This is a genomic window from Bdellovibrio svalbardensis (assembly GCF_029531655.1).
Classification (GTDB): Bacteria; Bdellovibrionota; Bdellovibrionia; order Bdellovibrionales; family Bdellovibrionaceae; genus Bdellovibrio; species Bdellovibrio svalbardensis.
In genome coordinates this window covers 591,597-616,272 of record NZ_JANRMI010000002.1, presented here as the reverse complement: position 1 = coordinate 616,272, position 24,676 = coordinate 591,597, and the positions used below count along the sequence as shown (strand labels likewise).

The window sequence follows — 24,676 nt, the reverse complement described above, 5'->3', positions numbered from 1 at the left end:
CACCGTTCAAGAAAATTGAAACACTTTAAGCATGTCACCTAAACTTCGAAATAGCTTTGAGTTTGAACTTCAAAAGGCGAAAGACGCAATGAGCGATTCTGATCCGACCCTTACTTGGCATCATTTAGCGCGTGCGCACGTGTTGGGTCAGTTTTACGCAGGCCCACATCTGCGTGTTCACACCTGGATGTTTATCTTCGGCATTAAGACCTTAAACGCAAAAGAAATGATCGGCCAAATCCCACGCCTTTTACTTGCAGCACCAGGTTCAATTTTAAGGAAAGCACCGAAGGGCAATACCGGCTTATCTAACGCAGGCTTATTCCAACCAATGCCCATCCCTGAAGATCTTCAGAATCTGTTGAACAATAAATAAAAAAGCCTGAGCTTGGAGGCTCAGGCTTTTCTCGAGAGTATTTCTTTTTGTTTTATTAAAAGAAAGATTTCTTTCTTTGGATGATATTGAATGGAACCCATTGGCCTTGAGTTGCTTCACTGCGAACCATTACTTTCGCGCCTTTTGCTAAAGCTTCTTTTGTCAGGCCTTCAACATTAATATCAAAGTTCAGTGTTGCGCCACCCATGCTTTTGCACGCAACGGCAAGGCTCATGATGTTTTTCTTGATAGAAATACCATTACCTACGCAGTCTTCATTTGGGCTAACTTCATCCATATTGCCATTTCTGAAAACGATACGATCGCCAGCGGCATTCACTTTGAATTCAACCGCATAATATGGTCCTTCAATAGCAAGTTTGCCCACGATATAGCTATCAAGGAAGTCTTCTTTACTAATGTTTACGTTGCCAGAACCGATCTGGCCCGTGCCGGAAGTTTTTGCAGCGTGAGCAGATGACAACATCGCGAATGCAAGGAGTCCAACGAAAAGCTTTTTCATATTTACCTCTTGGTATATGTGAACTTGCGGAGCGCGCCGAAGCGGAGGCCTCAAGTTTTTAATAATTTGATTGAGTACCAAAGCAAGGGCAATGCCAGCCACGCGCTTCTCGTGATTCCAGCTACTTAACAAATTCGAATGGATAGATGACTGACGAAAAATTGGGCAAAGAGTAAAAAAAGGAGACTTTTCAACATCTTGAGAGCAGGCCTGCTCTCAAGATGCACTTAAGTTAAGTGAGTTCAGTGCTGACTGAAAATAGGTTCAAGTTCACTTGGAAAAGGCGACGCCCCTCAACGCTGGGATTGTCGAATTTCTGCAGTTGTTCTTTGGCGAACGCATTCATGTTATTCAAGAATTGTTCAAACTCTTCGGGGGACATAGCCATCAATAAGCTTTTATACCTGCGTTGATCGTGGGGCAGGTTTCGTGCTGCGATCGCATCTTGCAGAATCTTTTTATGATAATCCAAAAGAACTTCACTGCCCAACTCCGCAGGAACCTTAAAGCTATTCACTGTGGCCTTATAGTTGTCACCATCAAGCTCCACTAAATTCAGACGAAGCAAAACCAGCAAGCCCTTTTCAATTTCCAGAGGGTCTGCCTGAAGGGCTTGAGAAAGGTCTTTAATAGAGCGGGATTTATCACCCAGGCTAAGCAGAACCTGCAACCGCGGAACCATCGGAGATCCCAGGAAATCTTCTGAGACTTCCACCTCTGTTTGATAGTAGTTGTCCTTCAAAATCTGCATCAAGCGCTGCCCGTAAACATCGCGCTCTTGTTTGGTACGACACTTTGAATAGCGTGCCAGAGTTTGGAAATGTTCCTGCTCGGGCTTGGTGAAGAAAAGACGCTCACCCAGTTGCTTGGCGGTGGCATCAGTCAAGGCACGCCGGCCGATCACTACCTGACGTAAGAACGAACGATGCTGAAAGCCCACCTCTTGGGCCCAAGACTCATAAGAAAATCCATCTTCAGTGGCTTTGCGATAACCATAAAGATCTTTAAGATAGTGAGAAACATCGAGATAATCTTTAAGCTGTGGTTTCTTTGGAGTGTTAGTGCTCATCCAAATTATTACCGCGCAAACATAATTGAGAGTAAAGACAAAACTTTGAGAGCATTTATGCTCTCAAAGATCTATTGCAGTTTTCGCTACGATGCGACACACGTCCAAGCGTGATTAATGCTGCGCCGCCATCTGCAGAGCCCTTTGCTCATTAATTACTCCGAACCGCACTTTGTCTCGCAGATAGCTCTTCATCTCTGCAGTTGAACAAATTATTTCACGTACCTGAAGCGGGCTTAGATCCGGGCGTATCGAGAATATTTTCGCCGCTAACTTGGCAACTCTCGGCGCAGCGTAGGAGGTTCCCTGGACCGGTTTATTTTTATGCTCTTCCTCCGACGAGATATTTATTGCATCACCAGGGGCTAAGACATCTACCAATGAACCGTAGTTGGAGTAGTCTGCGACATCTCCAGCTTTATCGATGGCTCCAACAGTCAAGACATTGTCTGCTTTGTATGCTGCCGGAAAATTTCTAGTATCAAGTGCGCTTAAATCTTTGCCCATATTCCCAGCGCCGGTAACAAAGAGTATATTTTTGTGGGAATCGATTGCAGGCTTCAGGTCACCCTTATCCCATAGCTCAAGCTGATAAACAAAACTCATGTTCACCACTTTGACTCCACGTTTTTGAGCGTAATCAATAAGACGAATATTTCCGTTTCCAGAGAGGTCTCCGGATGTTTTCAATGGAATAATTCTTAATTGAGGATTGTCTTGCGCAATAATTGCGGAGACCGTCGTTTCGTGGGGATCTCTGAAGAATCCATGCATCACCTCAAAGCCTACTTCAAAGGGAAGATTATTCGAGAAAATAACATCCCATCCAATCTCAGGATTGCGATCAATGTTGAAAGCGACAGCCGGGTGATTGTAATCTACGCCACCACCCATAACTCCCACATAGACAGGACGAGTTGAATTCTTGTACTGTTGCTGCAGTCTCAATAGCGTGTTTGGACTATATATTTCTTCCAACTTTTTAACAGGCACATTAATGGGAAAATCGCTGACCGCCCCATTTTCATAGCTTCGAATCTTTTCGCGATTCCCCAACCGATCTAAAGTGAAATATTTCGAACGTGTTAATTTCTTACAGTCTGTTGAAAAGTAACCTTCGTATATGAAGTGATAAGCATTTATAGCGCTGAATATTTCACTTCTTGCTTGATCCATAATTTTGATTGCGCGGTAACTATCGCCACGATTTTCATCCGTCGCGAAAACAAGTTTTACTGCAGTTTTATTAGTGAAGGTCAGGGAGCATACCGTTTTCCACTCATCACCATTGCATTGTGGTTTACTTGCAACGCCTGGAGTTGAAGCAATTTTGGCCAACTCATTTTGATACGCGGAAGGATTTAAATGATCTAGCGAGCAAAGAAGTGGCAAGGAAGGAATCACCATGGATCGCATTGAATCTGGAAGCTCTGTGGAAGTAAATTGCGCAAAACCGGCAATTGGGAGTGAGCTAATAAGAAGTGCCAATATTTGTTTTACAGTCGCACTCGTAGTCCTCATTTTGACCTTCCTTTTTTCCTAATTTTCTTTTCAAGTTGTATGATTGCAAACACTGAACCATAAAAATGAGTGTCTCAATTCGGGAAAATAGAAGACCCGCATCCCATTATAATTTGAGTTTGTCGATCAGTTGCGACGTTCAGTGACTGCAGATTTCGGACATAAAAAAAGCCGACTCCAAGGTCAGCTTTTTATATTTCTAATTTGGTGCGCGAGGGGGGACTTGAACCCCCACGCTTGCGCATACGCCCCTCAAACGTACGTGTCTACCATTCCACCACTCGCGCGCACCTATAAGAAATTCTGATAGAGGGAAGAACTAATTAATCATTTTAGCCCCTTAGAGTCAATAGGTTGCAATGCAGCACTGTTTTCAAACCTAGACCATATCTGCCCACAAATTTAGCAAAATATTTTTAACCCCTGCGGACACCTTCCCAGTCATACCAATAAGAGCATGGATGCTCTTAAGACGAAAACAAGAGGACGCTAGGATGGCACTTCAAGTTTTCGAGGCCAAGGAAGGCCGACTTAAGGAGAACAAAACGAGATTGCCAAGATTGGAGGACGCGTATGATTGAATTACATGATGTAGCAATGTTCTGCCTCTTTTACTCTGGAGTCGTACTGTACTCCTTGTGGATGACGGTAGGTCGCCAGCCCACAAGAGTGGCGATTCGAAACAAAAAGTAGCTTTTAAATATATTTTTGGTGGTCGCAAGAGGGTTTGGTGGTTCCCCTCTATACGATCCGGGGGAGCGATGAGCTCCCCCATTTTTTTGTCCAAAAACCGCCCCGAAGCCATCTGCCGCGATGCTTCTAGACCTCCCTCCAGTTTCCACTTCTGCCACAATTGAATGCCATTATGAATCACTACGGATTTCCGATAAGTTCATCAACTATGTCTACTACGCAGACTCTTCGACTTTACGAATGGGATTCTGGAGCCACGCTGGCTCCGATGGTGCTTCCCGTTCGCCATGACGAGACTCCGGAACAGGCTGCTTTCCGCTACCTGACTGAACTGTCGAAAAATGCCTGCATGATGAATTTATTTGAAAACAAATTGCCGCAACTTCCTCTGCGTGGTTTTAGCCTTCTGGAAGAAGCTTCATGGGAACCACGCGTTCTCATGATCGCCAACCTTCCCTACGATTACTCCCTGCACTCACCGCGAGTTTTGGGATTTCAAAAAGTGTTCTCCGTAGCCAAAGAGCGCAGCTTTATTCTTCCCATCAATGTCAATCTGGGCCTGACTTGCGAGGAAACCAAAGAACTCTTCGCTCTGATTTCAAAGCACTTTCCCTTCATGGTTGCCATGGGAGGAGATGACGTCGATCCTTCGCTGTACAAGCAGATCAATGAGCATTGCCGCAAAGTCATTCCCGGCAGAGATCAATTTGAAGCCTCTTTGATTCGCTCCTACGTCGAGCAAGAGAATGGATTTCTGTTGGGTATTTGCCGCGGATCACAGATCGCTTCTGTGGCTTTAGGGTATGAATTAATCCAAGACCTTCCACATCAGGTTGGTAACACCGTAGCTCATGCTAACGACTGGCACCCTATTGAGATTCAAAACACGCAACACAATATTCTAAAATCCATCACCCCTGCTGACGGGCAATTGATTGTTAACTCCATCCATCATCAGTCTGTCGTTTACCGTGAGGGAGGCCTTTTAGAAATCGCCGCCCGCGCACCAGATGGTGTCACCGAAGCCACTGAATTCAAAAACGGCCGTGGTTTGTTGCTTCAATTCCACCCAGAACTTATGAACAACGACTTGGGGGCCGAAATACTTCTTAGAGCCCTGGCCCAGCGAAAACGCGGATAATGTCCCCTTTGCCTTACAGCAATTAAAAAATCTATTGCTTCAACTAATGCCTCCTCTAACATAGAGCTATGTTTGAACAGCTCTATCTTCATCAAAAACATTTCAGTCTGCAGCTTCGCAAAGATCCTGTGGAAATTCGCTTGGAACATCTTAAGAATTTAGAGCTGATGATTGATGCACACCAAAAGGACTTTGTCGAAGCTCTTAAGAACGATTTCGCCAAACCTGAGATGGAAACTTTAACGAGTGAAATCTATCCGTTGTTGATTGAAATTCGACATGCGCAAAAGCAACTTCGTCAGTGGATGACGGCTGAAAAAGTCTCCGCACCGCTTTTTTTAAAAGGCACACAAAACTTTATTCACTATGAACCACGCGGCGTTTGCTTGATTATCGCACCTTGGAACTACCCGTTGTTCTTAACCTTGGGGCCAATGATCTCTGCTATTGCCGCTGGCAACACGGTGGTTCTAAAACCCTCTGAATTAGCCTCCCACACGAGTGCTCTTTTAGCTCGCTTAATCAAAGCGACTTTCGCCGAAGAACATATCACCGTCGTCGAAGGCGGCGTGGAAAACACACAGGCACTTTTGAAACTGCCTTTTGATCATATCTTCTTTACTGGCAGCACGACCGTGGGAAAAATTGTCATGGAGGCTGCCGCTAAAAATCTGAGCAGCGTCACCCTGGAACTCGGTGGAAAGTCTCCGACCATTGTCGACATCACTGCCGATCTGAATCTTGCTGCGACAAAAATCATTTGGGCGAAATTCCTAAACGCAGGACAAACCTGCGTGGCACCTGATTATCTTTTTGTCCAAGAATCAGTGTATAGCCAGTTCATTGCCGCACTCAGAGAAAATTTAAACCGAATTTACGGAAAAACTCCTGAGGCGCGAAAAGCCAACAAAGACTTCGCTCGAATCATTTCCAACAAGCACACCACGCGCCTGAAAGAGATGCTCGAAGACTCCCTGGCTAATGAGGGCCAAATTCTTTATGGCGGCGATATTGATGTCACTGCAAATTTCCTCGCACCGACTGTGATCGATAACGTCGATGTGCACAGCCGCCTGATGCAAGAAGAGATCTTCGGTCCTATCTTACCAATTATGAAATACAAAGATTTTTCTGAAGTTATTCACTTTATCAATGAACGCCCCAAGCCACTCGCGCTCTACATCTACTCTCACAGTGAAATGAACATCGAACAACTGACCCGAGAAACTTCATCCGGAGGTTTGGTTATTAATGACTCTGTTATTCATCTGGCGAATGGCTATCTACCTTTTGGCGGAGTCGGCGACAGCGGCATGGGCAACTGTCATGGAATTCATGGGTTCCGCACTTTTTCGCACGCGAAAGGAATATTGCGACAAAGTTGGGGCGCAAAGCTATTGGGAATGATCTACCCGCCCTACACGTCGCAAAAGCTGGAAATCATTAAAAATATGATTCGCTGGAAGCTCTAGAGTTGAGCATTCTCAACTCTAGTTATTTCAATTCTAAGATTTTATTTCGATCGCCGACAATCCACAACAAATCACCGGTTTTTAGAACTTCCACCGCATCGGGATTTAAAATACGCCGACCTTCGCGCTCCAGTCCAACCACAAGTCCTTGGGTTTTTTCACGCAAACCACACTCCCGGATCGACTTCTCAACAAAGACCGAGTTCTCACGCACCAAATATTGCTCCAAACTATATTCCGGAGTCTCCTGAACCTGTAAGCTGCTGACCACTTCTTCCGAATCTACAAAGGCTTTAAAGCGCATAAGCTGCTCATCGGTTCCGATTACAAAAACCTTATCATGAGGCATCAGGCTTTCACGTCCCTTTGGTGCTGCAATACGCTTTCGTCCCCGCTCAATCAAAGCGATTGTGACCCCAAATTTTTCACGCACGCCCAGTTCATGCAGGGGCTGACCAACATAAGGAGCCTCTGAAGGAATTGCAAACTCCGTGATATGACCATCCCACGGTGCCAGTGTATGGCTGTGCTTTTTGGCGTGAACCTTCTGAACGTCATCCGTCAGATTAGAAAGAAAGCGATTCTCAAACCACTGATAGATTTCCTTAAGTTTCGTCGCGAAAACATAGCCAACAACAACGACCATCCAAATTGTAATTCCCAAGGCCCACAAGCCAGGTACAAACTGCGCAACCATCGCCGCTATCAAGCCGACTGCGATCATAATCCGCGAGATCAAAAAAACATAATTGTGATTGCCTTTACCTTGTTCTGCCAACAGAGCATCGAAATGTTTGGTCCTACCAAAGGCCAAGGCCCACAAGAACGGGGCACTCGCTATCAAGGTCAAAGACAAGGTGAGGAATTTCGCAGATCCCTCTTCCATTTGTCTTTCCAGCATGAATGGCAAAACCACTCGGGACATTAATAGAAATACGGCAATAACAATCACGGAGTTCAGGAAGATTTTCAAAACATAAGCTCTCACTTGCTCTCGATATTCTTTATTCGAAGCAAGAGAAAAAGAAATTACACTGTAGCGATCTAAAGTGGCAATAACAGGAGCTGGCAAAATCTTTTCAAGCATTCGATAGACCATGCCTGAAGCCTGAATCATATATGGCGTGGTAAAAGCCGTCACCACACACACCGCAACAGCTAAAGGATAAAGCTGAGCACTCACGACCTTCAAACTCATCCCCACGGTAGCAATAATAAAAGAAAACTCACCGATTTGCGCAATACTCATTCCGGTTTGTAACGACGACTTCAAAGTCTGACCTGACAACACGGCCCCTGCTGTCACGGCAAAAGTCTTGCCAATGATCACGACGGCTGACAGAAGCAAAATCAATTGCCAGTGCTCTTGCAAAACCACCGGATCAATCAACATGCCTACCGAAATAAAAAATACGGCTGAAAATAGATTCTTCAGTGGCGTAATCAGATGGTGAATACGCTCACCTTCAATTGTTTCCGCCAAAACCGATCCTGTGATGAAGGCCCCCAATGCCGATGAAAATCCGACGTTGTTGGCAAAGACCACCATCAATAGACAAAGCCCCACCGCCACAACCAAAATAGTTTCTTCATTTAGAAGTTTTTGGACTCTTTTAAGAAAACTCGGCAACAAAAAGATTCCCGTCACGAACCACAGACTCAGGAAGAAGGCCAACTTCAAACTGGAATACAGCATTTCCATGCCCGCGAAATTGCGAGTCACAGCGACAGTGGTTAATAGAACCAACAACAAAACCGCCACCAAATCTTCAATGACCAGGATCCCGAAAAGTACGCCGACAAAGCGACGATTCTTGAAACCTAACTCCTCCAAAGTTCGCACGACAATCGAGGTGGAAGAGATACTAAGAATCCCTCCCAAAAACAAACTGTCCATGAAACTCCAGCCCAGAAGTTTTCCCGTGAAAAACCCAAACAAGATCATGCAGGTCACTTCAAATAAGGCCGCAATACTGGAGGCACCACCAACCCGAAGAAGTTTCTTAAAACTGAACTCCAAGCCCAAAGCGAAAAGAAGAAAGATCACACCGATATCAGCCCAAAGCTGCACACCCTCAGAACCCGAGATCGACGGGAACATAGAAGTCTTAGGCCCCACCAAAAAGCCGGCCACAAGATAGCCCAAAACAATGGGCTGCTTCAGTTTTTTAAACAAAAGGGTGACGAAGCCTGCAGTACCTAAAATGAGCGCGAGATCTGTAATAGCCGTAGGAAGATGTTGCATATAAAAAGTATGTTAATAACCAGCCTCAGGAGCAAACAAAAAGCGACCCTCGCACTCTCGCCATTCTGCGCTCCGGCGTTGTTTTTTTAGACACTCCAGCTTCCTTATATGCAATTAAATGAAACATCAGCGAGTCTCCGATTTGCAATGAGGCTATTTGAAGGATTATCAGGCCACTTTCTTTAAAAGGTCCCCAATGAAAAATCGCAACCTCTTAAAAGCTTTACTCATAACATTTGCCAGCTCCCTGATCAGCGTGGCCGCGGTTGCGAACGAAATTGAGGATATCCTAAAAAAGAAGGACGAAATTGAGGCCTTGGTAAAATATGAGAAGCAAGAGTACTGCAACGTTAAGATAACAGGCGAATCACAAAACCTCTCAGATCGCGACATAAAGCTCATCGCAACCCATTTGAAGTCCCATCACCTGCAATCCAACAGCGACCTTCAAATTTCATATATTTTAGATGTGGCTCAACACCAAAAAACAATCCAGACGATCTTATCTGGAGAGGAATCCCAGGTAGAGACCCAGGTTTCAGTCTACCGATTAAAATCTCATGGACTCGAGTTGGTCTCGTCAAACACCAATAGAAAAAATGGCCCGTCAGAAGATCTATCAAACCTCAAACATCGCAGCCTTAATGCAGCGATGGCGCTGGTTCCAACCTGCTGGTATCTTCGCCATCCTGATGACAATGGCTTTGAATTGGTGCACCCCTTTGGAGTGCACCTTCCAAAATCCTTGTGCCTCGTCACGGATCAAGGTCCCCGATGCATCAACACCGAGGCCCTGAATTAGTACTAGCGTGCCTGCATGGCTGCGTTTACAGCTGCTTCTGCATTCACCAATCCTGCACCATATTGGTTTTTATCATTCGGTGCCATTGGAGTCGCTGATTGCTTAAGAATCGCTTTGACTTGAGCGCCCTTAAGTCTTGGATTTGCTGCTTTCATTAAAGCCACAACACCAGCTACGTGCGGAGTCGCCATCGAAGTTCCTTGGAATTCCGTATAGTCTGTTGCAATTGTGCGTACGGTTGCTTTAACAACCTTACCAGCCCCTAGCATAGACAGCACATTTTGCCCGACAGTTTGCTCAATCATAAATGCCACTACCGGCAAGGTCGAGCCGTCTGCCGTCAATGCACCTTGAATTAAACCTGGAGCATTATTGTAAATAATGATTCCCAAGGCTCCCGCGGCCGCCGCGTTCTTGGCTTTATCGGCAAAGAAAATCTCCCCGCGAGAGACCAAAGCGTACTTTCCTTTAACGTCGATGTTTTTGAAATCTTCTGGCTTCCCAAGACCTGCCGCCACCAACTCTTTCGTCTCTGGCGTGAAAACTTCACGAGCTCCCTGGAAAGACGTCGACTTTACCTTGTCATTGCTAGCACCCGTATCTATGGAAGTTTCGGCATCACGACCCGTACCACGCGGAACTGATGAAAGAACCTCAACTCCTGGAGCAACAACCGCAAGCTCTGGACCATATTGCGAGAAGTCCGCTCTTACAAGATCTTCGCTAACTGCTCCGACGGCTACAACCGTAGACAAAGCCGCAGGGAAGGAAACTTTTCCTGAGCCATCGTTACCCGAAGCCGCAACAATACTCAAACCAGCACCATCTGCTTTGTTCACAGCGTCTCTTTCCGCAGGTGTCGACCACGCGCCACCCAGAGACATTGAGATCACATCCACTTTTTGTGAAATACCCCAGTTGATCCCTTGAACGATGGCAGAACTCGAGCAGCCAAGATTAGAGCACACTCGGCCCATCAGAAGTTTTGCTTTCGGGGCCACGCCTGTGAAACCAGTCTCTTCATTAAGAACCCCTGCAACAGTTCCCGACACATGAGTTCCATGTCCCACAACATCTGAGAAATCACTCCCCGTGCTACGACCTGTAAAATCCTGTCCACGCTCAAAGTTCGCCTTGATTGCCGGATGATCCTTATCAATCCCTGTATCTAGAACCAAGACCCGGGCACCCTCCCCAGACTTGGATTTATCCCAAGCCGCTGGCGCCTTCACCGCCATTATACCCCACGGAGTTTTGGCCCCCGGCAATGTTACTGAAGGCATTGGACGTCCTAAGAAACCTTGCATCGGCTGCGGCAAAGGATGAAACACCTCTTCTTCGACAATCGCGACTGCCGGATTGGCTTTCAATCTTGCGATCTCTGCTTGGTCCTTGGCCATCACAATAAAGGTTTTTAGATTTTCCAGACTGTGCTCGACGCCTTTAAGAGCTTCTTCATCCATTCTCACACTTTTCCAAAGAGTGAGATCTTTGTTTTTGTAAGCCAGATTCGCTGCGTGAAAGGACTTTGCGTCTTTCATCACTACAATCACTCTCTGCTCAGCAAAGGCCGCTGATGAAAGTATTACGGACAAAAATACCGAAAACATGGTTAGTTTCATTTGTATCTCCCCAATTCCGTGGCAGTTCAAAAAGATCTCAACCGTTGAGATCCTCGAACCAAAAGTTCATTTCAGGAGAGATTGATTTTCAAGTTACGACTAGGAGATGTTAAGAAAGCAAACAATGCCTTTAAACGAAAAAAGGCCCCCGAATGGGAGCCTTTTTAAAAATCATATCTAATTTTGCTTATGATTATTTTACTTGAGCAGCAGCATTTACTGCAGCTTCAGCATTAACCATACCTGCGCCGTACTCATTGTTAGAGTTTGGACCCAAAGCAGTTGCAGTCTTTTTCAAGATTTCTTTAACTTGCGCGCCAGTTAGTGTTTTGTTTGTTGCTTTGATCAAAGCCACAACACCAGCTACGTGCGGAGTCGCCATAGAAGTACCTTGGAAAGAAGCGTAGTCAGTTGCAACAGTTTGTACAGTTGCTTTAACAGGTGTTTTAGCCTTCAAAGCAGCAACCAATTGTTGACCAACAGTTTGCTCGATCATGAACACTGCAGCTGGAAGAGTTGAACCATCAGCAGTCAAAGAACCTTGAAGCAAACCAGGAGCATTGTTGTAGATCACAGCGCCAGTTGCACCTGCTGCAATAGCATTCTTGATTTTGTCTCCGAATGCGATTTCACCGCGAGAGATCAAAGCATATTTGCCTTTAACATCTTTACCAGTGAAGTCTTCAGGTTTACCAAGACCGCAATCAACCAATACGTTCGTTTCGCCATTCAAAACTTCGCGAGCGCCTTGGAAAGTTGCAGAGTTAACCTTTGCAGATTTTTGACCAACAAACAAAGTTACAGAAGACTCACGACCAGTACCTTGTGGAACAGTCGAGATAACATCAACACCAGGAGCTACGATTGCAAGCTCTTTACCGTATTGAGAGAAGTCAGCTTTTTTCAAGTTGTTGTCAACTGCACCCACTGCGATAACAGATGGAAGAGCTGCAGGGTAAGAAACTTTATTTGAACCGTCGTTACCAGAAGCAGCAACTACAGTCACACCCGCTTTATCAGCTTTAGCAACTGCATCTCTTTCTGCAGGAGTCGACCAAGCGCCACCCAAAGACATAGAGATCACATCAACTTTTTGAGAAATACCCCAGTTGATACCAGAAGCGATAGCTACGTTTGAGCAACCGTTTTCAGCACAAACACGACCCATCAAGATTTTTGCTTTTGGAGCAACACCTGTGAAGCCTGAAGAATCCATCACACCAGCGATAGTACCAGAGCAGTGTGAACCGTGACCAACAAGGTCAGTTACATCAGCACCAGAGCTTGCGCCTGTGAAGTCTTTACCTTGCTCGTAGTTAGCTTTCAAAGAAGGATGGTTTGCATCGATACCAGTGTCTAGAACTAGTACACGTGCGCCAGCACCTTGCTTAGAAACTGCCCACGCTTGTGGAGCTTTAACAGCCAAGATACCCCATGGAGTTTTAGCTCCTGGAACTTGTTTTGGAGTTGTAGGAGCCGGAGCTGCCAACCATCCAGCAACTGGACGTGGAGCTTCGTGGAAAACTTCTTTTTCTACGTATGCAACTGACGGATCAGCTTGCAATTTAGAAATCTCAGAATCATTTTTCGCGTTAACGATCAATGTGTTGAGGTTTTCTAAAGACGCTTCAACTTGACCATCAACAGTAGCCAAAGAAGATTTGATGCCAGAGCCCTTCAAAGCATATGCACCGTTTGTTCTAAATGCCATATGAGCAGCTTTAAAGGATTGTTGATCTTTCATGATCACGATCACACGTTGGCTAGCTTGAGCCGACGTAGCAAGCAACACTGACAGGATAAGTGAAAACACATTAAGTTTCATTATTAGGTCCCCCCTAATTCCGTGGACTCCAGCCTATAGGAGTCCTTATGAAGAGGGAGTTCATTTCACCTTGAATCTTTTATCAAGTACTCTTTTGGAACCACCTAAAAATAATTTTTCCCAAAAAAATCTTAAAAAGTCTGACATTTAATCTCGGTTCCAATTTGGAACCCCAGTTCAAAAATAGAACCAGTTCAGGGCTTACTATAACATATGCTTATAGATGCTATGCTTTTGACCCAATACATCTGCTTAAAATTAATTCATTGCAAATAACGCATTGCGAACGCAATTAACCCAACTCTAAGGGATCTTAATTAAAATTTCACAGCGACCGAGGAATACTGAAATGACTATTTCAGACGGAGGCGCAATTTCACCACGGTGAAAAACATCTCTAAGCTATCTCTAAACATACGCACGCGAGAGGCTTCTTGATGACTCCAACGAATGGGAGATTCTAAGATGCGTTTTTTGTTTTTCTGCATTTGTAGAATCAATTCCACGTCCCATGCGAAGCGATCCACACTCAACTTCGTCAGAATATCTTTTCTGAAACTTGCATCATTGCGCACGAGTTTAAAACCGCATTGAGTGTCTTGATAAGGAAGATTCACCAAACTCTTTAATATCTTATTAAAAGTCTTTCCCATGCTTTGACGAATCCAGTGTTGGCGCACGGTGATTTCACTTTGGGCCAGCGCGCGAGATCCCATAACCAAATCAAAACCTTCACAAATCTGCGCAAACTTATTCATCTCCTCCCAAGGCGTGGCCATGTCTGCATCAGCAATCAAAATCCACTCAGACTGTGCCTGCTGCATTCCCAAGCGAACTGCAGCCCCTTTGCCTTGATTTTGCGGAAGATTCACAAGCTTCAACAAAGGCCAACTCTTGGCAAAATTATTTACGAAGGCCGCTGTGCCATCCAAAGAACCATCGTCACTCACCAGAACTTCACGAAGCTGCCATTGTAAAGCCTGCTCATTGCAAAGCTTGCGTAAGACTTCCAAAGTCTGAGGAAGTCGACTCTCTTCATTATACGCCGGGATCACAACAGATAGTTCTTTCATTAGTGACCGTGCCCCTCAGTAGAAGATTTTGCCACTGTCGTTCCTACCGGAAGCAAGAAGCTCAAAGGATGTTGAATCAATCTTTTAAAGACAGCTTTTCGAATGGCACGACGTTGAGGCGTCTTAATGCCACGAGCACGAATAGCCACCCACAAGGCCATCCCAAAACTGACTGAGACGTTCAGAACCCCCACACTAAGGATTCCAATCATGGCTCGCCAGAACTCTGCCGTCTTCATATACTGCACACCCATCACTGAGATCGCGGCCCCCATGGAACCCGATGACAATGTGACGTGACGTACATCCAAGGAAATTCCAACAAAGCGCAAGATCTGTGGAGTCATCCCCAGCATCACACCCAAAACGATATTCCCTAAAAGACCTGATATGTTCTTCTCGAAAAAGACCGCGATACGGCGGGCATTCATTTTTCCAAATACTGTTCTTAAAGTTGGACTGCGCGCCAATGTCTTTCGCAGGGAATAAAGAGCAAACCAATTATCTCCCCATCCCGCAGCCAAGCTTGAAAGCCATAATAGAATCCCCGTGAAAGCCGCATAAAGCGCCGCCGGCCCCAGGACGTCGACAGCCTCAAAGGCATGGTGAGCTGTTTCGAAGGACATAACGTGTTTTCCAAGGGTAAAAAAGAAAGCAGCATCAATAAATAAAGTCACAGGAACAACCATCAATACGTTGCCCGATATTGCCGCGACTTGCGACCGGATTAAATGAGCAATTTCATCAACAAGACTTTCCATCCCTTCGGGAGTTCCCACATCCTGCATCTTTGCCGCCAAAGCAGGTGCCGTCATTGCGGGCTGCTTGGTTCCCAAAGTAAAACCCGCCAAATGAATCACGCAGAAACTCAAAGCATAATTCACTGAAGAAAAAACACCTTCCATAAAACCAGAAAGCCCCAAAGCCAGAATGCCGGTCTTTAAATAAACTGTGATCGCCGTAATCGCACCACCGCCAGCGGCGGCACTCACCATCTTGCGATATTCTTCGCGAGTGCGAGTGATATAGTGCTCCCCAGTCTCCGCCGCCCGCTCAACAACCTTTCGGGCAAGCAAACTGACATTCTGAGAGATCAATGACTTCACGCTACGAAGCTCCTGATTTTCCTCAACCAAGGTTGCAAGGAACTGAGTCACCTTCTTCGCATCCAATTTCTCTGTGATGAGAATTTCAACAAGACTGTCGACCCGTTTCAAATAGGCCTGAATCCGAGCGATTTGAAATACCAGATTGATGCTGACACCAAACTCATCCAAATGTTTATGAACCTGCGCCAATTCACGACGGCATTCCCATATCAACAAACGAAAGCGGGAAGCTTTTTCCAAGAAAACCTGGCGGTCATTTTCCTGATAGGCAATATGAAATTCCTCGAGTCCCCGCACCAGGGCAAAGAAAGCTGAATCGCGAAAGTTCGCTTTATCCAAGCGATGTCTGAAGGCCGGCGAAAGACCTATCGCGCGAACTTGAATCACCAAGTAGGCCAAGGCATCTTCCAAATCGGTATGCAGCCGATTCCAATCCCCCTCAACTGCAGCAACTTCATAGTTAAAAAGATCCACCAATTTATCAAACGTCTGATGATCAATAGAGGCCAACCAAAGTGGATCCTTCGCGTCTGGGAAAAGAGCCCAGAAAAGGTAACCCAATTCATGATCCAAGGGTGGCGTCGGCAACATCTTCATAATAAGACGATCCCACACTTCGCCGATCACTCCCACTTCTCGAGGCAAACCGGTCTCTGTATAGAGTTCAATACCGCCGACATTCTTAATCACAGCACGCAGTATTTTTGCGGTCTCAACTTTCCAAGTTGGATTTCGATCCAAGATCATCAAAAGATAGCGCAGGCGCGCAGCAGGGACTTTGCCCGCCTCTTTTTCAATATGAGCATCTATATTGCCTTCATAACGAACCCACTGCAAAAGCTTCACCAGCCATTGCAGCTTGTCTTCCAAACTTCTTTGCGTTGCTGCAGAATTCAGAAGAACATCCAAATCACTGTGAATCAGGCCACTGCGCTTATATTGTCTAAAACGGATGAAATAATCTTTAAGTTGTCTAAACATGCTGAAATTTTAGCGAAGCCTGGCCCTCGCGGCAATGCAGGATCCACTCAGAATGAAGCGCTGCGCGTCGCAAGGAGCAACTATTTGTGGCGTGGGCAGAGATGCTTCGCCGTGCTAGTAAAATGCTTATGAAAAGTGCATTTATTTTCGTCAGTTGTCTTTTGTTGCAAAGCTTTAGTTTTGCTACGCCACCTCTTACTCATCTTGAAGGCTTGGATCTGGTAAATAACAAGTCCCTTAAAGTAGATGTCGCAAGTTCCAATAAAGGCACAGTCTTGGTTTTTCTATCAGCCAAATGCCCCTGCTCTGCCAGTCACGAAGACCTGTTAAATAAACTATCCACTGAATTTAAAGAATTTTCTTTTGTTGGCATCCATTCCAATGCAGACGAAAGCATCAAAGACTCGTCCGTTCATTTTGAAAGTGCGCATTTAAATTTTCCAATTCTTCAAGATAACAAAAGCACTTGGGCTAATCATTTAGGTGCACTCAAAACACCCCATGCCTTTGTTTTGAACTCGAAAGGTGAAATTCTTTATCAAGGAGGAGTCACAGACAGCCATGTCGGCCCTTCCTCAAAAAGGCAGTTTCTTAAAGAAGTCTTGGACGACATTCAGAATGGCAAAACTCCCAGAATCAAAGAAGGCCGAGCTTTGGGTTGCTTTATCCAGCGTGAGGAATAATTCATGAAAATCTTTTTCGTCACCATCACCCTATTGCTTGTCGCCTGCGCACGCCCGGACTATCTCGATCCGCAGCAAAATACCAAGCAAGACTCACCAGAGCAATCCAGCAACTGTGATTTTATATTCGCCAATAGCCAAAATTGTGCTCAACTCGAATGGACCAAAGGCCCTCAATCTCCTGCCGAATCAGAATTCATCGTGAAGCTCTCACTCCCCCTGAAAAATCCTTCTCAAACACTTTCCGCTGTTTTGTGGATGCCTTCCATGGGACATGGTTCTTCCCCGGTCAAAATCGAAAAAATTGAAGAGGGTGTTTTTAGAATCAATAAAGTCTTTTTTATTATGCCGGGAGACTGGGAAATTCGATTCTACATCAAAGACACAACGACGATTTTTGACCAAGCCACTGTAAAGCTCACTCTATGATCAACTTCTTCCTATCCGGTTTTCTTTTATTGGTCACATCGACGTCATTCGCTGCGAGTTGCTGTGGCGGAGGCTTCGCCTTCCCTGCACTTATTCTAGGCGATGACAAAGCCCAAGTAACCACCTCGCTCAGCCATGGGCAAGTCACCGATGACGTTCTACCAAATGGGAAATGGATGCGCCGAAAGGATCAGAACCAAAGTGAGACCTTTAAAATTGAAGGTGCCACCTTGATTTCTGATTCATTGCAAGCTGGGTTTTCAATTCCCGTCATCTATCGCAAAGTGGAAGCAGAAAGCAGCACGGGGCTTGGCGACATCTCCACGGGACTCGGTTACGAATTTTTGCCTGAGCTTGGTTATTCCAAGTGGAAACCCAAAGGCTGGGGCTTCCTGCAGCTAACTTTGCCCACATCTCCGTCCATTTATGACGCCAGCAACAACTTCGCCACCGATTCCCGGGGGCGCGGTTTCTTCACGGCTGGAAGCGGGCTGGTCTTCACAAAAACATTCAACGCCTGGGATGCACACGCCAGCGCAGAGCTTCACAAATCCTTTGCTCGCCAGTTTACCAGTGCTTCCGCCGGAGGCGATATTGAAGCGATACCAGGCTGGGGTCATAGCGCCACATTGGGATTTGGCTGGAGTAAGGGTGCTTTGCGTTTGGGAAATAGCCTCTCCATGCTGAATGAAGACGCCATAGAAATTAAAGGAGCGCAGACATCCACTGGCTATTTACAAAAAAATATGACCTGGTCTTTTGTAGCCAACTATATGCTGAGTATGGAATCCACACTCACCGCTTCGTATTCCGATCAAACACTTTTTGGCAGCCCGGAAAACTCGAGCCTATCCAAAACAGTGACGCTCAGCTATCAACAGCGTTGGCAGCGTTGATAGCCGGCGATTTTTCATCTTCTAAAGCGGAGAAATTTTCATTCTTTCAATACCGACCTGCACGCCCAAACCCTTAACAAGCTTCAATGCGATATTCACAGCAATTTCAGGTGGTTTTACTCGCACGGCTGCGAAGGTTCCCGCGCCACCAATAATCGCACCCTGTCCCTGTGCCACTAGGTAGTTGCCAAACAAAACTTCTGGGCTGCAATTAAACAAACTGATCTCTGAAGATAGACCGGCGAACTTAAAGTACCCCAACCCCACCACCGGGCCAATAAAGTGAGAATCCATTGTCACTTTGACATCGCGTTGGAAATGATTGCCTTCAAGGTCTATACACTTCAATGTCCCCACAGATTCGGTCGTGAATTTACCAACAATCACTTTTACGCCCATGGACGAACCTTTGAAAGCCAGGCCACAAGTCCAACTCAATTTACCCTGAGTCGTCATGTCGTCATTTGCTTGTGCAAACACACCTGTCATTGTGAGAACGAGAACAACTAAAATCCTTTTCATGATCTTCTCCTGTTTAGAAACTGTTAAAAATGTTTTCGTATTTTCAGTGTTAAAGGGATTTGATCTGACATGGTAGCCAGGTGGGTGAAAGACATAGCTCCACTGTTCCGTTTACCGCATTCTTCTGGTAAATGCCTCAGTGGAATAGATCAGAAAATTTTCTTTTATGTCGCTGCTCAGGGACTTCATCGTTTAAAAACTCTTTTTCGGCGGCGGCAACTTCCGAAGAAACAGGCTCCGATGGCGAAACATCGGGCTCTTCATTAAAGGTGAGCGAAGTGGCATCACCGACTCGATCAAAGGCTTCCGCAACATCATGCTTCCGCACGTCCCGTTTTCTAAATCGATCGACCAGTGAATAAGTGACAGGAACCGCATACAGAGTCAGTAGTGTCGAAACCAAGACGCCGCCGATCAATGTAATAGCCATGGGCTTAAAGGTTTCAGATCCGGCACCACGAGCCAAGGCAGAGGGGATCGCCGCCGCGATGGTCGCAACCGAAGTCATTACAATCGGCCGCAACCGAACGGGACAGGCTTCCTTCAAGGCTTCAATGGCGGTCGCCGACTCACGACGATCACGAACCGCATTGGTGAAATCAATCAGTAAGATTGAATTCTTTTTAACAATCCCCATCAACAATAAAAGACCGATCATCGAGTACATATTGATCGTCTGTCCCATCAATATGAGACCAAAAAATGCGCCGCTAAAACTAAATGGCAGGGCCATTAGGACAGTCAGCGGATCCAAGAACGAGTTGAACTGACTGGCCAGAACCATATAGGCAATAATAATACCCATCGCCAAAGCGAACAGCAGACTGTTGAAGGATTCTTTAAATGTTTTGGCGGCTCCTGATTGCTCTACAAAGTAAGTGGGTGGTAACAACTTGCCTTTTTCAGCAATAAAATCCAACGCTTTTTGCTGAGAAGCTCCGGGCGCCAAATTGCCGTAAATCGTGATCGCTCTTTGCCGATTCACACGGGAAATTTGCTGAAGACTGAGTTTGGTATTTAATTGAGTCACCTTTTGCAAGGGAATCAAATTATTACGATCGTTGGCCACCAAGAGATCATTAAACTCTTCTCTGGGATCCTCTCGCTTTTCTAACTGAACATAAATGTCATAACGATGCCCGTTCTTCGTATATTGGCCGTTCTTTACTCCTCCAATCATCGCTTGCACGGTATTACCGATGGCATCCACACTGATTCCACGCAAAGCCGCTTGCTCGCGGGCCGGCACCACTTGGACCTCTGGCATCCCTTCCAGATAGTCCGAGTCGACATCGACCATCAATCCTGATTTAACCATATCATCTTTCATTTTATTATTCAGCTCTGCGAGCTTGTCCCACTCAGGACCTTGCAAGGTGAATTCAATGGGATAACCTTTCCCGGTGGAAAATCCACGCGTTGACAGATCCATCATATAGACTTGCACATCGGGAATCTTAGAAAGCTCTTTGCGAGCCACCCCCATAAACTCTTGCTGAGATAGTTCTCGGCCAAGCTTGGGATCAACGCCCCGAGATCCGCGATCTTTCAAAGTTACAAACATCATCCCCGTATTCGAATCACTCCCTCCCCCCGAGCCAAGACCTCCCACCGCAACATAGAGATGACTCAGTTCAGAACGAGTACGCAGCCATTTTTCAATCTCTTTGGCTTTGGTGTCGGTATAGGCTAAGGAGGAGCCGACTGGGACAGAAAGGCGCAGAATGAAAAGACCTTGATCTTGAACGGGGGTCATTTCTTTATTTAGGAAGCCCACTGAAAAAAAAGAAGTACCCACAAAAATCACAGAGCCCACTAAGACGGTCCAACGATGGGTCAACGTCCAATCCAAGGATTTCGCATAAAACTCCCGCCATTTTTCCATCCCCATTTCAAAGGCTTTGCCTATTCGCGTGGTTCGCGCACCTTGATGAACAAAACTGGAACAGCGCATGGGAGTGATTGTCAGCGACTCAATGAGTGACAGCAAGACCGCTAGCGAGATCGTCACGCCATATTGAAGAAAGAACTTTCCAATCACACCTTTCATGAAGGCCACGGGTAAAAAGATCGCAATGATTGCGACACTGGCCGCGAGGGCGGCAAAGGTGATTTCGCGAGCGCCAATAATGGCAGAGTCAATGGGCCGAAGCCCCCGCTCATTGTACCTAAATATGTTTTCTAAAACCATGATGGCATCATCGACAACGATACCGATCGCCAAGGTTAAGCCCAACAATGTAAAGGTATTTAATGTAAAGCCCGCAAAGTAGAGACCAATAAAGGCCCCCATTATCGACGTTGGAATTGCCAGCAACACATTCAACGTCGCCGTCCAACTTCCCAAAAACACCCAACACACCAAAGAAGTCAAAAGCACCGCCAAGGCTAGGTGCTTAATCATTTCCTCAATCGCTTGTTCAATATATCGAGTGGAATCAAAGTTAATATGAAGCTTCATGCCTGGGGGAAGAGCTCCTTGAATTTCTGCGATCTTATTTTTTACAGCCGTGGCGACCGCCACGGCATTAGACCCCAGTTGCTTTTTAATACCCAATCCCAAAGCCTGAACTCCATCAAATCGGGAAATCCGATAGACTTCCGACAATCCTTCTTTGGCGTAGCCCAAATTTTTAAGTTTCACCACATTGAAAGGATCCTGAATCACCTGTCCAGCGCGTTTGTTAATAACCAATTCATCAAAACCAGAACTACTGGTAAACTCCCCAAGAGTGCGAACATTGAACGACTTCAAGGGGTTTTGAATAAATCCACCGGGAATTTCTGCATGCTGAGAATTAATGGAACTCAAAACATCCGTGACAGAAATATTATTTCGTAAAAGCTTTTTGGAATTGAGCCAAATGCGCATGGCTGGATCTGTGTAACCACCTAAAACAATATCGCCCACCCCTGGCACTATCGTGAAGCGATCCTTCAGGTAGTCTTTCGCATAGCTCATCATAAAGTACGGGTCATTTTTTTCATAAGTCAACGCGAGCCAAATAATCGGCTGATCGTCAGGATTGATCTTGGTAATCACCGGTGGATCCACGTTCGTCGGCATCAATTTCTGAGCTTGCGCCACCTTGGTCTGAACCTCTTGCAATGCCGAATCAATATTCCGATTCAACTCAAACTCAATCGTAATATTCGCAATTCCCGTCTTACTGACTGAGGTAATTCGCTCCACCCCTTCGACAGATGACAATGCATCTTCAACAGGGTCGACAACGCTGGTCTCCATAATTTCTGGAGCGGCCCCCTGCAAAGTCAAACTGACATTCACAACCGGAAAGTCCACGTCGGGCAACTGACTGACACCCATTCGCATAAAAGAGATAAATCCAAAGATTATAAATGCTGCAAACAGCATCCATGAAAAGACGGCATTTTTAATAGAGACGTCTGAGATGCGCATAGTACGATCATCGTAAATGATTCGCAGGAATCAAGATATCGGCGTGAACAAACGTGATGGAAGACAGGCAATAGCTTGCGGGAAGACAAAGAAATAAAAAAAGCTCTGCTTAGATCATTTGGCCTTTAGAAGTGCCAAAGACAGCAGAGCTTTGAAGACTGATCTGACAATAATTAGTTAAGAGCGTTCAATGCTTTCGCGGCATCAATAATGAACGGAGCATAAACATCCACTCTAGTGTAGATAGACGTCATTGCGCACTTTGGAGTCAAAGGAATGTTCAAAGCAGCGCCTCTGCTAACAACTCCCCAAACATAAAGTTGCCCACCAATATCTATATAACCAGGGCCACCAGAGTCTCCACTGCAAATTCCCTTTTTCAACGATTGTTGAAGAGAGATTTCAGTTTCAGAGAACGCTGGATTTTCAACTTCCAATTCAACTGTTCTTAATGTTCCGGCACCTTTTGTGATGACCCATGACCAGTTCAAGCCATAACCTACAGCGATAATTTTTGCTCCAGGAGATAACAAAGAGAAATCACGAAGTACTTTTGCCGTGTTATATCCCGCAGGAATTCCTGCACCCGGATTAAAACGTACCACTGCGATGTCAGCGGTATTAAGTCTTTGTTCTGGCTGATACTTATCGTGACGTTTCGCTGCGATAACGGGGCGCATATCTTCAGGTTTTGCATTGCTAAATTTATCTTTGAAGATTACGACCATTTGGGTTGGATCTTCACCGATGCAATGAGCGGCTGTTAAAACCAAATTTCCGCTGATCAGAGTTCCTGTGCAAAGGAATTTGCCAGCTTTATCGTATAGCCCCACAGTAGAAACCATTTCGCGGTCGCCTGCTTTAACTTCCGATCCACCAATAATACTTGAATTGGATTGTGTATCAACAACTCCAACCTGGTTCGCTGACTTATCAGAACATGCTGCCAGCACCAATGAGGACAAGAGCAAATACTTTAGACTTTTCATGGATTCTCCTTAGTCATTTGTATAAACACGAACGCGTCCACCATAGGTGTTTCCACCGCCAATCGAAACAACTTTTCGACTGCCTGGAGATTCTTTCATGGCCCGATCAGTAATAGGTCACTCCCCAAGAGCTTCTCTAATGCTCTTCTGGCCACGAACTAGACACTTTGGTAAAAAGATCAATGTTAGTTCCCCTCACTAGTGGATTTTCTCACATTTATGCTAGAACCCGTCTTCATTCGAGGTGATCATGAAATTTTCACGTTTGTTAGCTGCTGGTCTCATTTTTGTTTCAATCTCTGCCAAAGCTGGGGATGTCATCATCTACGATGCAGGACTAAACCCCCTCGCAGGTATCGGTGATAACAAGGGCGTCAGAGTCCTTACCAATGGGCAAAGAGTTGGAGCCATCTGGAAAAGACTTTTTATCAGCGACGAAGCGAAACGTGCGAATGAAAACATCACCCTCACTCGTGACTTCTATAAGAACACCTTCGGTCGCGATTCCTTCGACGGACGCGGCAGCAATGTTGAAGCCGTGGTTCGCTTGGGTGGAAACCTGATTGACCTTTTTGGTCTCAAGCAAAATGCAGCCTGGGATGGAAAGAAGTTTCTGTTCGGGGGCGGCGAAAGCGATGGACTTAAAAAGTTCACGGGCGCAGTGGACGTAATCGCTCATGAATACACTCACGCCGTGGTTCAATTCTCTTCCAAACTTAAATACGAGGGACAAAGTGGTGCTTTGAATGAGCATTTGGCGGACTTCTTCGGTCAAATGGTTCAAGTTAGAACAGGGCGCGGGGCTGATGACTTCCTTATTGGAGAGACGATTATTTCCGACGACCTCAAAGCAGCGGCTTCCAATAAACGCGGCTACCCTGTTGTTGCCCTCAGAGACATGCTTCACCCAGAAAGAGGCCTCAGCTCACAACCTGCGCATATGTCGCAGATTCCTGCGGACCTGGGACAGGATTGCAGACCCACAATGAAAAATGACAACTGCGGAGTTCATGCTCTTTCAGGAATTCCTAACCGCGCAACGGCTTTGATAGTTCAACAATTGGGTTGGGCAAAAGCATCACCGATATTTTATGTTGTGATGACAGAAAGACTCACTGAGAACTCACAGTTCCAGGATTACGCCCGGGAAGTGATTGGAGAATGTCTTCACCAGTTGTCTCCAATGGAATGCTCGGTCATCAATAACTCATTCAAGGAAGTCGGCCTGTAGGTTGATCTGCCTCACACAAACGCTTTGCCACTCATAACCCCTCTTGCTAGGCT

General features: G+C 45.8%; 19 protein-coding genes and 1 tRNA gene. 8 read left to right on the top strand and 12 right to left on the bottom strand.

Annotation, left to right across the window (positions count from 1 at the left end):
* Positions 1-31: 31 nt before the first annotated feature.
* Positions 32-376, top strand: a complete 345-nt coding sequence (locus tag NWE73_RS08095) for a DUF3703 domain-containing protein (protein ID WP_277577799.1) — start codon at positions 32-34, stop codon at positions 374-376.
* 55 nt (positions 377-431) lie between these two features.
* On the opposite strand, the gene NWE73_RS08090 is transcribed toward NWE73_RS08095, so the two are convergent.
* From NWE73_RS08090 to NWE73_RS08075, 4 genes are all read right to left on the bottom strand, one after another.
* Positions 432-899: a hypothetical protein gene (locus tag NWE73_RS08090; protein WP_277577798.1), complete on the bottom strand. Its 468-nt coding sequence runs from the start codon at positions 897-899 to the stop codon at positions 432-434.
* A gap of 232 nt (positions 900-1,131) precedes the next feature.
* On the bottom strand, positions 1,132-1,968 hold the full coding sequence (locus NWE73_RS08085; RefSeq protein WP_277577797.1) for a TIGR02147 family protein: 837 nt from the start codon (positions 1,966-1,968) through the stop codon (positions 1,132-1,134).
* Positions 1,969-2,082: 114 nt separating this feature from the next.
* Positions 2,083-3,456 (bottom strand): S8 family peptidase, encoded by a 1,374-nt coding sequence (locus NWE73_RS08080; RefSeq protein WP_277577796.1) that lies wholly within the window; start codon positions 3,454-3,456, stop codon positions 2,083-2,085.
* Positions 3,457-3,694: 238 nt separating this feature from the next.
* Positions 3,695-3,776, bottom strand: a tRNA-Leu gene (locus NWE73_RS08075).
* 614 nt (positions 3,777-4,390) lie between these two features.
* Here NWE73_RS08075 and NWE73_RS08070 point away from each other — a divergent pair.
* Together NWE73_RS08070 and NWE73_RS08065 are read left to right on the top strand one after the other, a co-directional pair.
* Positions 4,391-5,323 carry a gamma-glutamyl-gamma-aminobutyrate hydrolase family protein gene (locus NWE73_RS08070; RefSeq protein ID WP_277577795.1) on the top strand — a complete coding sequence of 311 codons (933 nt, stop codon included), beginning with the start codon at positions 4,391-4,393 and terminating at the stop codon, positions 5,321-5,323.
* Positions 5,324-5,391: 68 nt separating this feature from the next.
* Positions 5,392-6,795, top strand: coding sequence for an aldehyde dehydrogenase family protein (locus NWE73_RS08065; RefSeq protein ID WP_277577794.1), 1,404 nt, complete (start codon positions 5,392-5,394; stop codon positions 6,793-6,795).
* Between the two features lie 22 nt (positions 6,796-6,817).
* Here the strand turns inward: NWE73_RS08065 and NWE73_RS08060 are convergent, their stop codons facing one another.
* Positions 6,818-9,040, bottom strand: coding sequence for a cation:proton antiporter domain-containing protein (locus NWE73_RS08060; RefSeq protein ID WP_277577793.1), 2,223 nt, complete (start codon positions 9,038-9,040; stop codon positions 6,818-6,820).
* Positions 9,041-9,236: 196 nt separating this feature from the next.
* Between NWE73_RS08060 and NWE73_RS08055 the strand changes: the two genes are divergently transcribed.
* Positions 9,237-9,842 carry a hypothetical protein gene (locus NWE73_RS08055; RefSeq protein WP_277577792.1) on the top strand — a complete coding sequence of 202 codons (606 nt, stop codon included), beginning with the start codon at positions 9,237-9,239 and terminating at the stop codon, positions 9,840-9,842.
* Positions 9,843-9,844: 2 nt separating this feature from the next.
* Here the strand turns inward: NWE73_RS08055 and NWE73_RS08050 are convergent, their stop codons facing one another.
* The 4 genes from NWE73_RS08050 to NWE73_RS08035 all read right to left on the bottom strand — a co-directional run bounded on the left by NWE73_RS08050 (position 9,845) and on the right by NWE73_RS08035 (position 16,452).
* Positions 9,845-11,464, bottom strand: coding sequence for a S8 family serine peptidase (locus NWE73_RS08050; protein WP_277577791.1), 1,620 nt, complete (start codon positions 11,462-11,464; stop codon positions 9,845-9,847).
* A gap of 193 nt (positions 11,465-11,657) precedes the next feature.
* Positions 11,658-13,289: a S8 family serine peptidase gene (locus NWE73_RS08045; RefSeq protein WP_277577790.1), complete on the bottom strand. Its 1,632-nt coding sequence runs from the start codon at positions 13,287-13,289 to the stop codon at positions 11,658-11,660.
* 353 nt (positions 13,290-13,642) lie between these two features.
* On the bottom strand, positions 13,643-14,362 hold the full coding sequence (locus NWE73_RS08040; RefSeq protein ID WP_277577789.1) for a dolichyl-phosphate beta-glucosyltransferase: 720 nt from the start codon (positions 14,360-14,362) through the stop codon (positions 13,643-13,645).
* The gene (locus NWE73_RS08035; protein ID WP_277577788.1) at positions 14,362-16,452 is read right to left on the bottom strand and encodes a site-specific recombinase; all 2,091 of its coding nucleotides are present in this window, start codon (positions 16,450-16,452) and stop codon (positions 14,362-14,364) included. Before NWE73_RS08035 ends, NWE73_RS08040 begins: the two co-directional genes overlap by 1 nt.
* Before the next feature lie 128 nt (positions 16,453-16,580).
* On the opposite strand from NWE73_RS08035, the gene NWE73_RS08030 reads away from it, so the two are divergent.
* From NWE73_RS08030 to NWE73_RS08020, 3 genes are read left to right on the top strand one after another with little or no spacing between them, the layout of a single operon-like run.
* Positions 16,581-17,135: a DUF6436 domain-containing protein gene (locus NWE73_RS08030; RefSeq protein ID WP_277577787.1), complete on the top strand. Its 555-nt coding sequence runs from the start codon at positions 16,581-16,583 to the stop codon at positions 17,133-17,135.
* Between the two features lie 3 nt (positions 17,136-17,138).
* Positions 17,139-17,564: a FixH family protein gene (locus NWE73_RS08025; protein ID WP_277577786.1), complete on the top strand. Its 426-nt coding sequence runs from the start codon at positions 17,139-17,141 to the stop codon at positions 17,562-17,564.
* On the top strand, positions 17,561-18,460 hold the full coding sequence (locus tag NWE73_RS08020) for a serine protease spb1 (RefSeq protein ID WP_277577785.1): 900 nt from the start codon (positions 17,561-17,563) through the stop codon (positions 18,458-18,460). Before NWE73_RS08025 ends, NWE73_RS08020 begins: the two co-directional genes overlap by 4 nt.
* 21 nt (positions 18,461-18,481) lie before the next feature.
* On the opposite strand, the gene NWE73_RS08015 is transcribed toward NWE73_RS08020, so the two are convergent.
* The 3 genes from NWE73_RS08015 to NWE73_RS08005 form a co-directional block, all read right to left on the bottom strand.
* On the bottom strand, positions 18,482-18,982 hold the full coding sequence (locus NWE73_RS08015; protein WP_277577784.1) for a hypothetical protein: 501 nt from the start codon (positions 18,980-18,982) through the stop codon (positions 18,482-18,484).
* 136 nt (positions 18,983-19,118) lie between these two features.
* Positions 19,119-22,403, bottom strand: a complete 3,285-nt coding sequence (locus tag NWE73_RS08010) for an efflux RND transporter permease subunit (protein ID WP_277577783.1) — start codon at positions 22,401-22,403, stop codon at positions 19,119-19,121.
* Between the two features lie 173 nt (positions 22,404-22,576).
* Positions 22,577-23,392, bottom strand: coding sequence for a S1 family peptidase (locus NWE73_RS08005; RefSeq protein WP_277577782.1), 816 nt, complete (start codon positions 23,390-23,392; stop codon positions 22,577-22,579).
* A gap of 250 nt (positions 23,393-23,642) precedes the next feature.
* Here NWE73_RS08005 and NWE73_RS08000 point away from each other — a divergent pair, with 250 nt between their 5' ends.
* A complete protein-coding gene (locus tag NWE73_RS08000; RefSeq protein WP_277577781.1) occupies positions 23,643-24,623 on the top strand; it encodes a M4 family metallopeptidase in 981 nt (326 codons plus the stop codon).
* Positions 24,624-24,676: the final 53 nt, after the last annotated feature.

Coding starts and splice junctions, on each gene's coding strand:
- NWE73_RS08095 (WP_277577799.1), top strand. CDS start 32: ATGTCACCTAAACTTCGAAATAGCTTTGAGTTTGAACTTCAAAAGGCG.
- NWE73_RS08090 (WP_277577798.1), bottom strand. CDS start 899: ATGAAAAAGCTTTTCGTTGGACTCCTTGCATTCGCGATGTTGTCATCT.
- NWE73_RS08085 (WP_277577797.1), bottom strand. CDS start 1,968: ATGAGCACTAACACTCCAAAGAAACCACAGCTTAAAGATTATCTCGAT.
- NWE73_RS08070 (WP_277577795.1), top strand. CDS start 4,391: ATGTCTACTACGCAGACTCTTCGACTTTACGAATGGGATTCTGGAGCC.
- NWE73_RS08065 (WP_277577794.1), top strand. CDS start 5,392: ATGTTTGAACAGCTCTATCTTCATCAAAAACATTTCAGTCTGCAGCTT.
- NWE73_RS08060 (WP_277577793.1), bottom strand. CDS start 9,040: ATGCAACATCTTCCTACGGCTATTACAGATCTCGCGCTCATTTTAGGT.
- NWE73_RS08055 (WP_277577792.1), top strand. CDS start 9,237: ATGAAAAATCGCAACCTCTTAAAAGCTTTACTCATAACATTTGCCAGC.
- NWE73_RS08050 (WP_277577791.1), bottom strand. CDS start 11,464: ATGAAACTAACCATGTTTTCGGTATTTTTGTCCGTAATACTTTCATCA.
- NWE73_RS08045 (WP_277577790.1), bottom strand. CDS start 13,289: ATGAAACTTAATGTGTTTTCACTTATCCTGTCAGTGTTGCTTGCTACG.
- NWE73_RS08040 (WP_277577789.1), bottom strand. CDS start 14,362: ATGAAAGAACTATCTGTTGTGATCCCGGCGTATAATGAAGAGAGTCGA.
- NWE73_RS08035 (WP_277577788.1), bottom strand. CDS start 16,452: ATGTTTAGACAACTTAAAGATTATTTCATCCGTTTTAGACAATATAAG.
- NWE73_RS08030 (WP_277577787.1), top strand. CDS start 16,581: ATGAAAAGTGCATTTATTTTCGTCAGTTGTCTTTTGTTGCAAAGCTTT.
- NWE73_RS08025 (WP_277577786.1), top strand. CDS start 17,139: ATGAAAATCTTTTTCGTCACCATCACCCTATTGCTTGTCGCCTGCGCA.
- NWE73_RS08020 (WP_277577785.1), top strand. CDS start 17,561: ATGATCAACTTCTTCCTATCCGGTTTTCTTTTATTGGTCACATCGACG.
- NWE73_RS08015 (WP_277577784.1), bottom strand. CDS start 18,982: ATGAAAAGGATTTTAGTTGTTCTCGTTCTCACAATGACAGGTGTGTTT.
- NWE73_RS08010 (WP_277577783.1), bottom strand. CDS start 22,403: ATGCGCATCTCAGACGTCTCTATTAAAAATGCCGTCTTTTCATGGATG.
- NWE73_RS08005 (WP_277577782.1), bottom strand. CDS start 23,392: ATGAAAAGTCTAAAGTATTTGCTCTTGTCCTCATTGGTGCTGGCAGCA.
- NWE73_RS08000 (WP_277577781.1), top strand. CDS start 23,643: ATGAAATTTTCACGTTTGTTAGCTGCTGGTCTCATTTTTGTTTCAATC.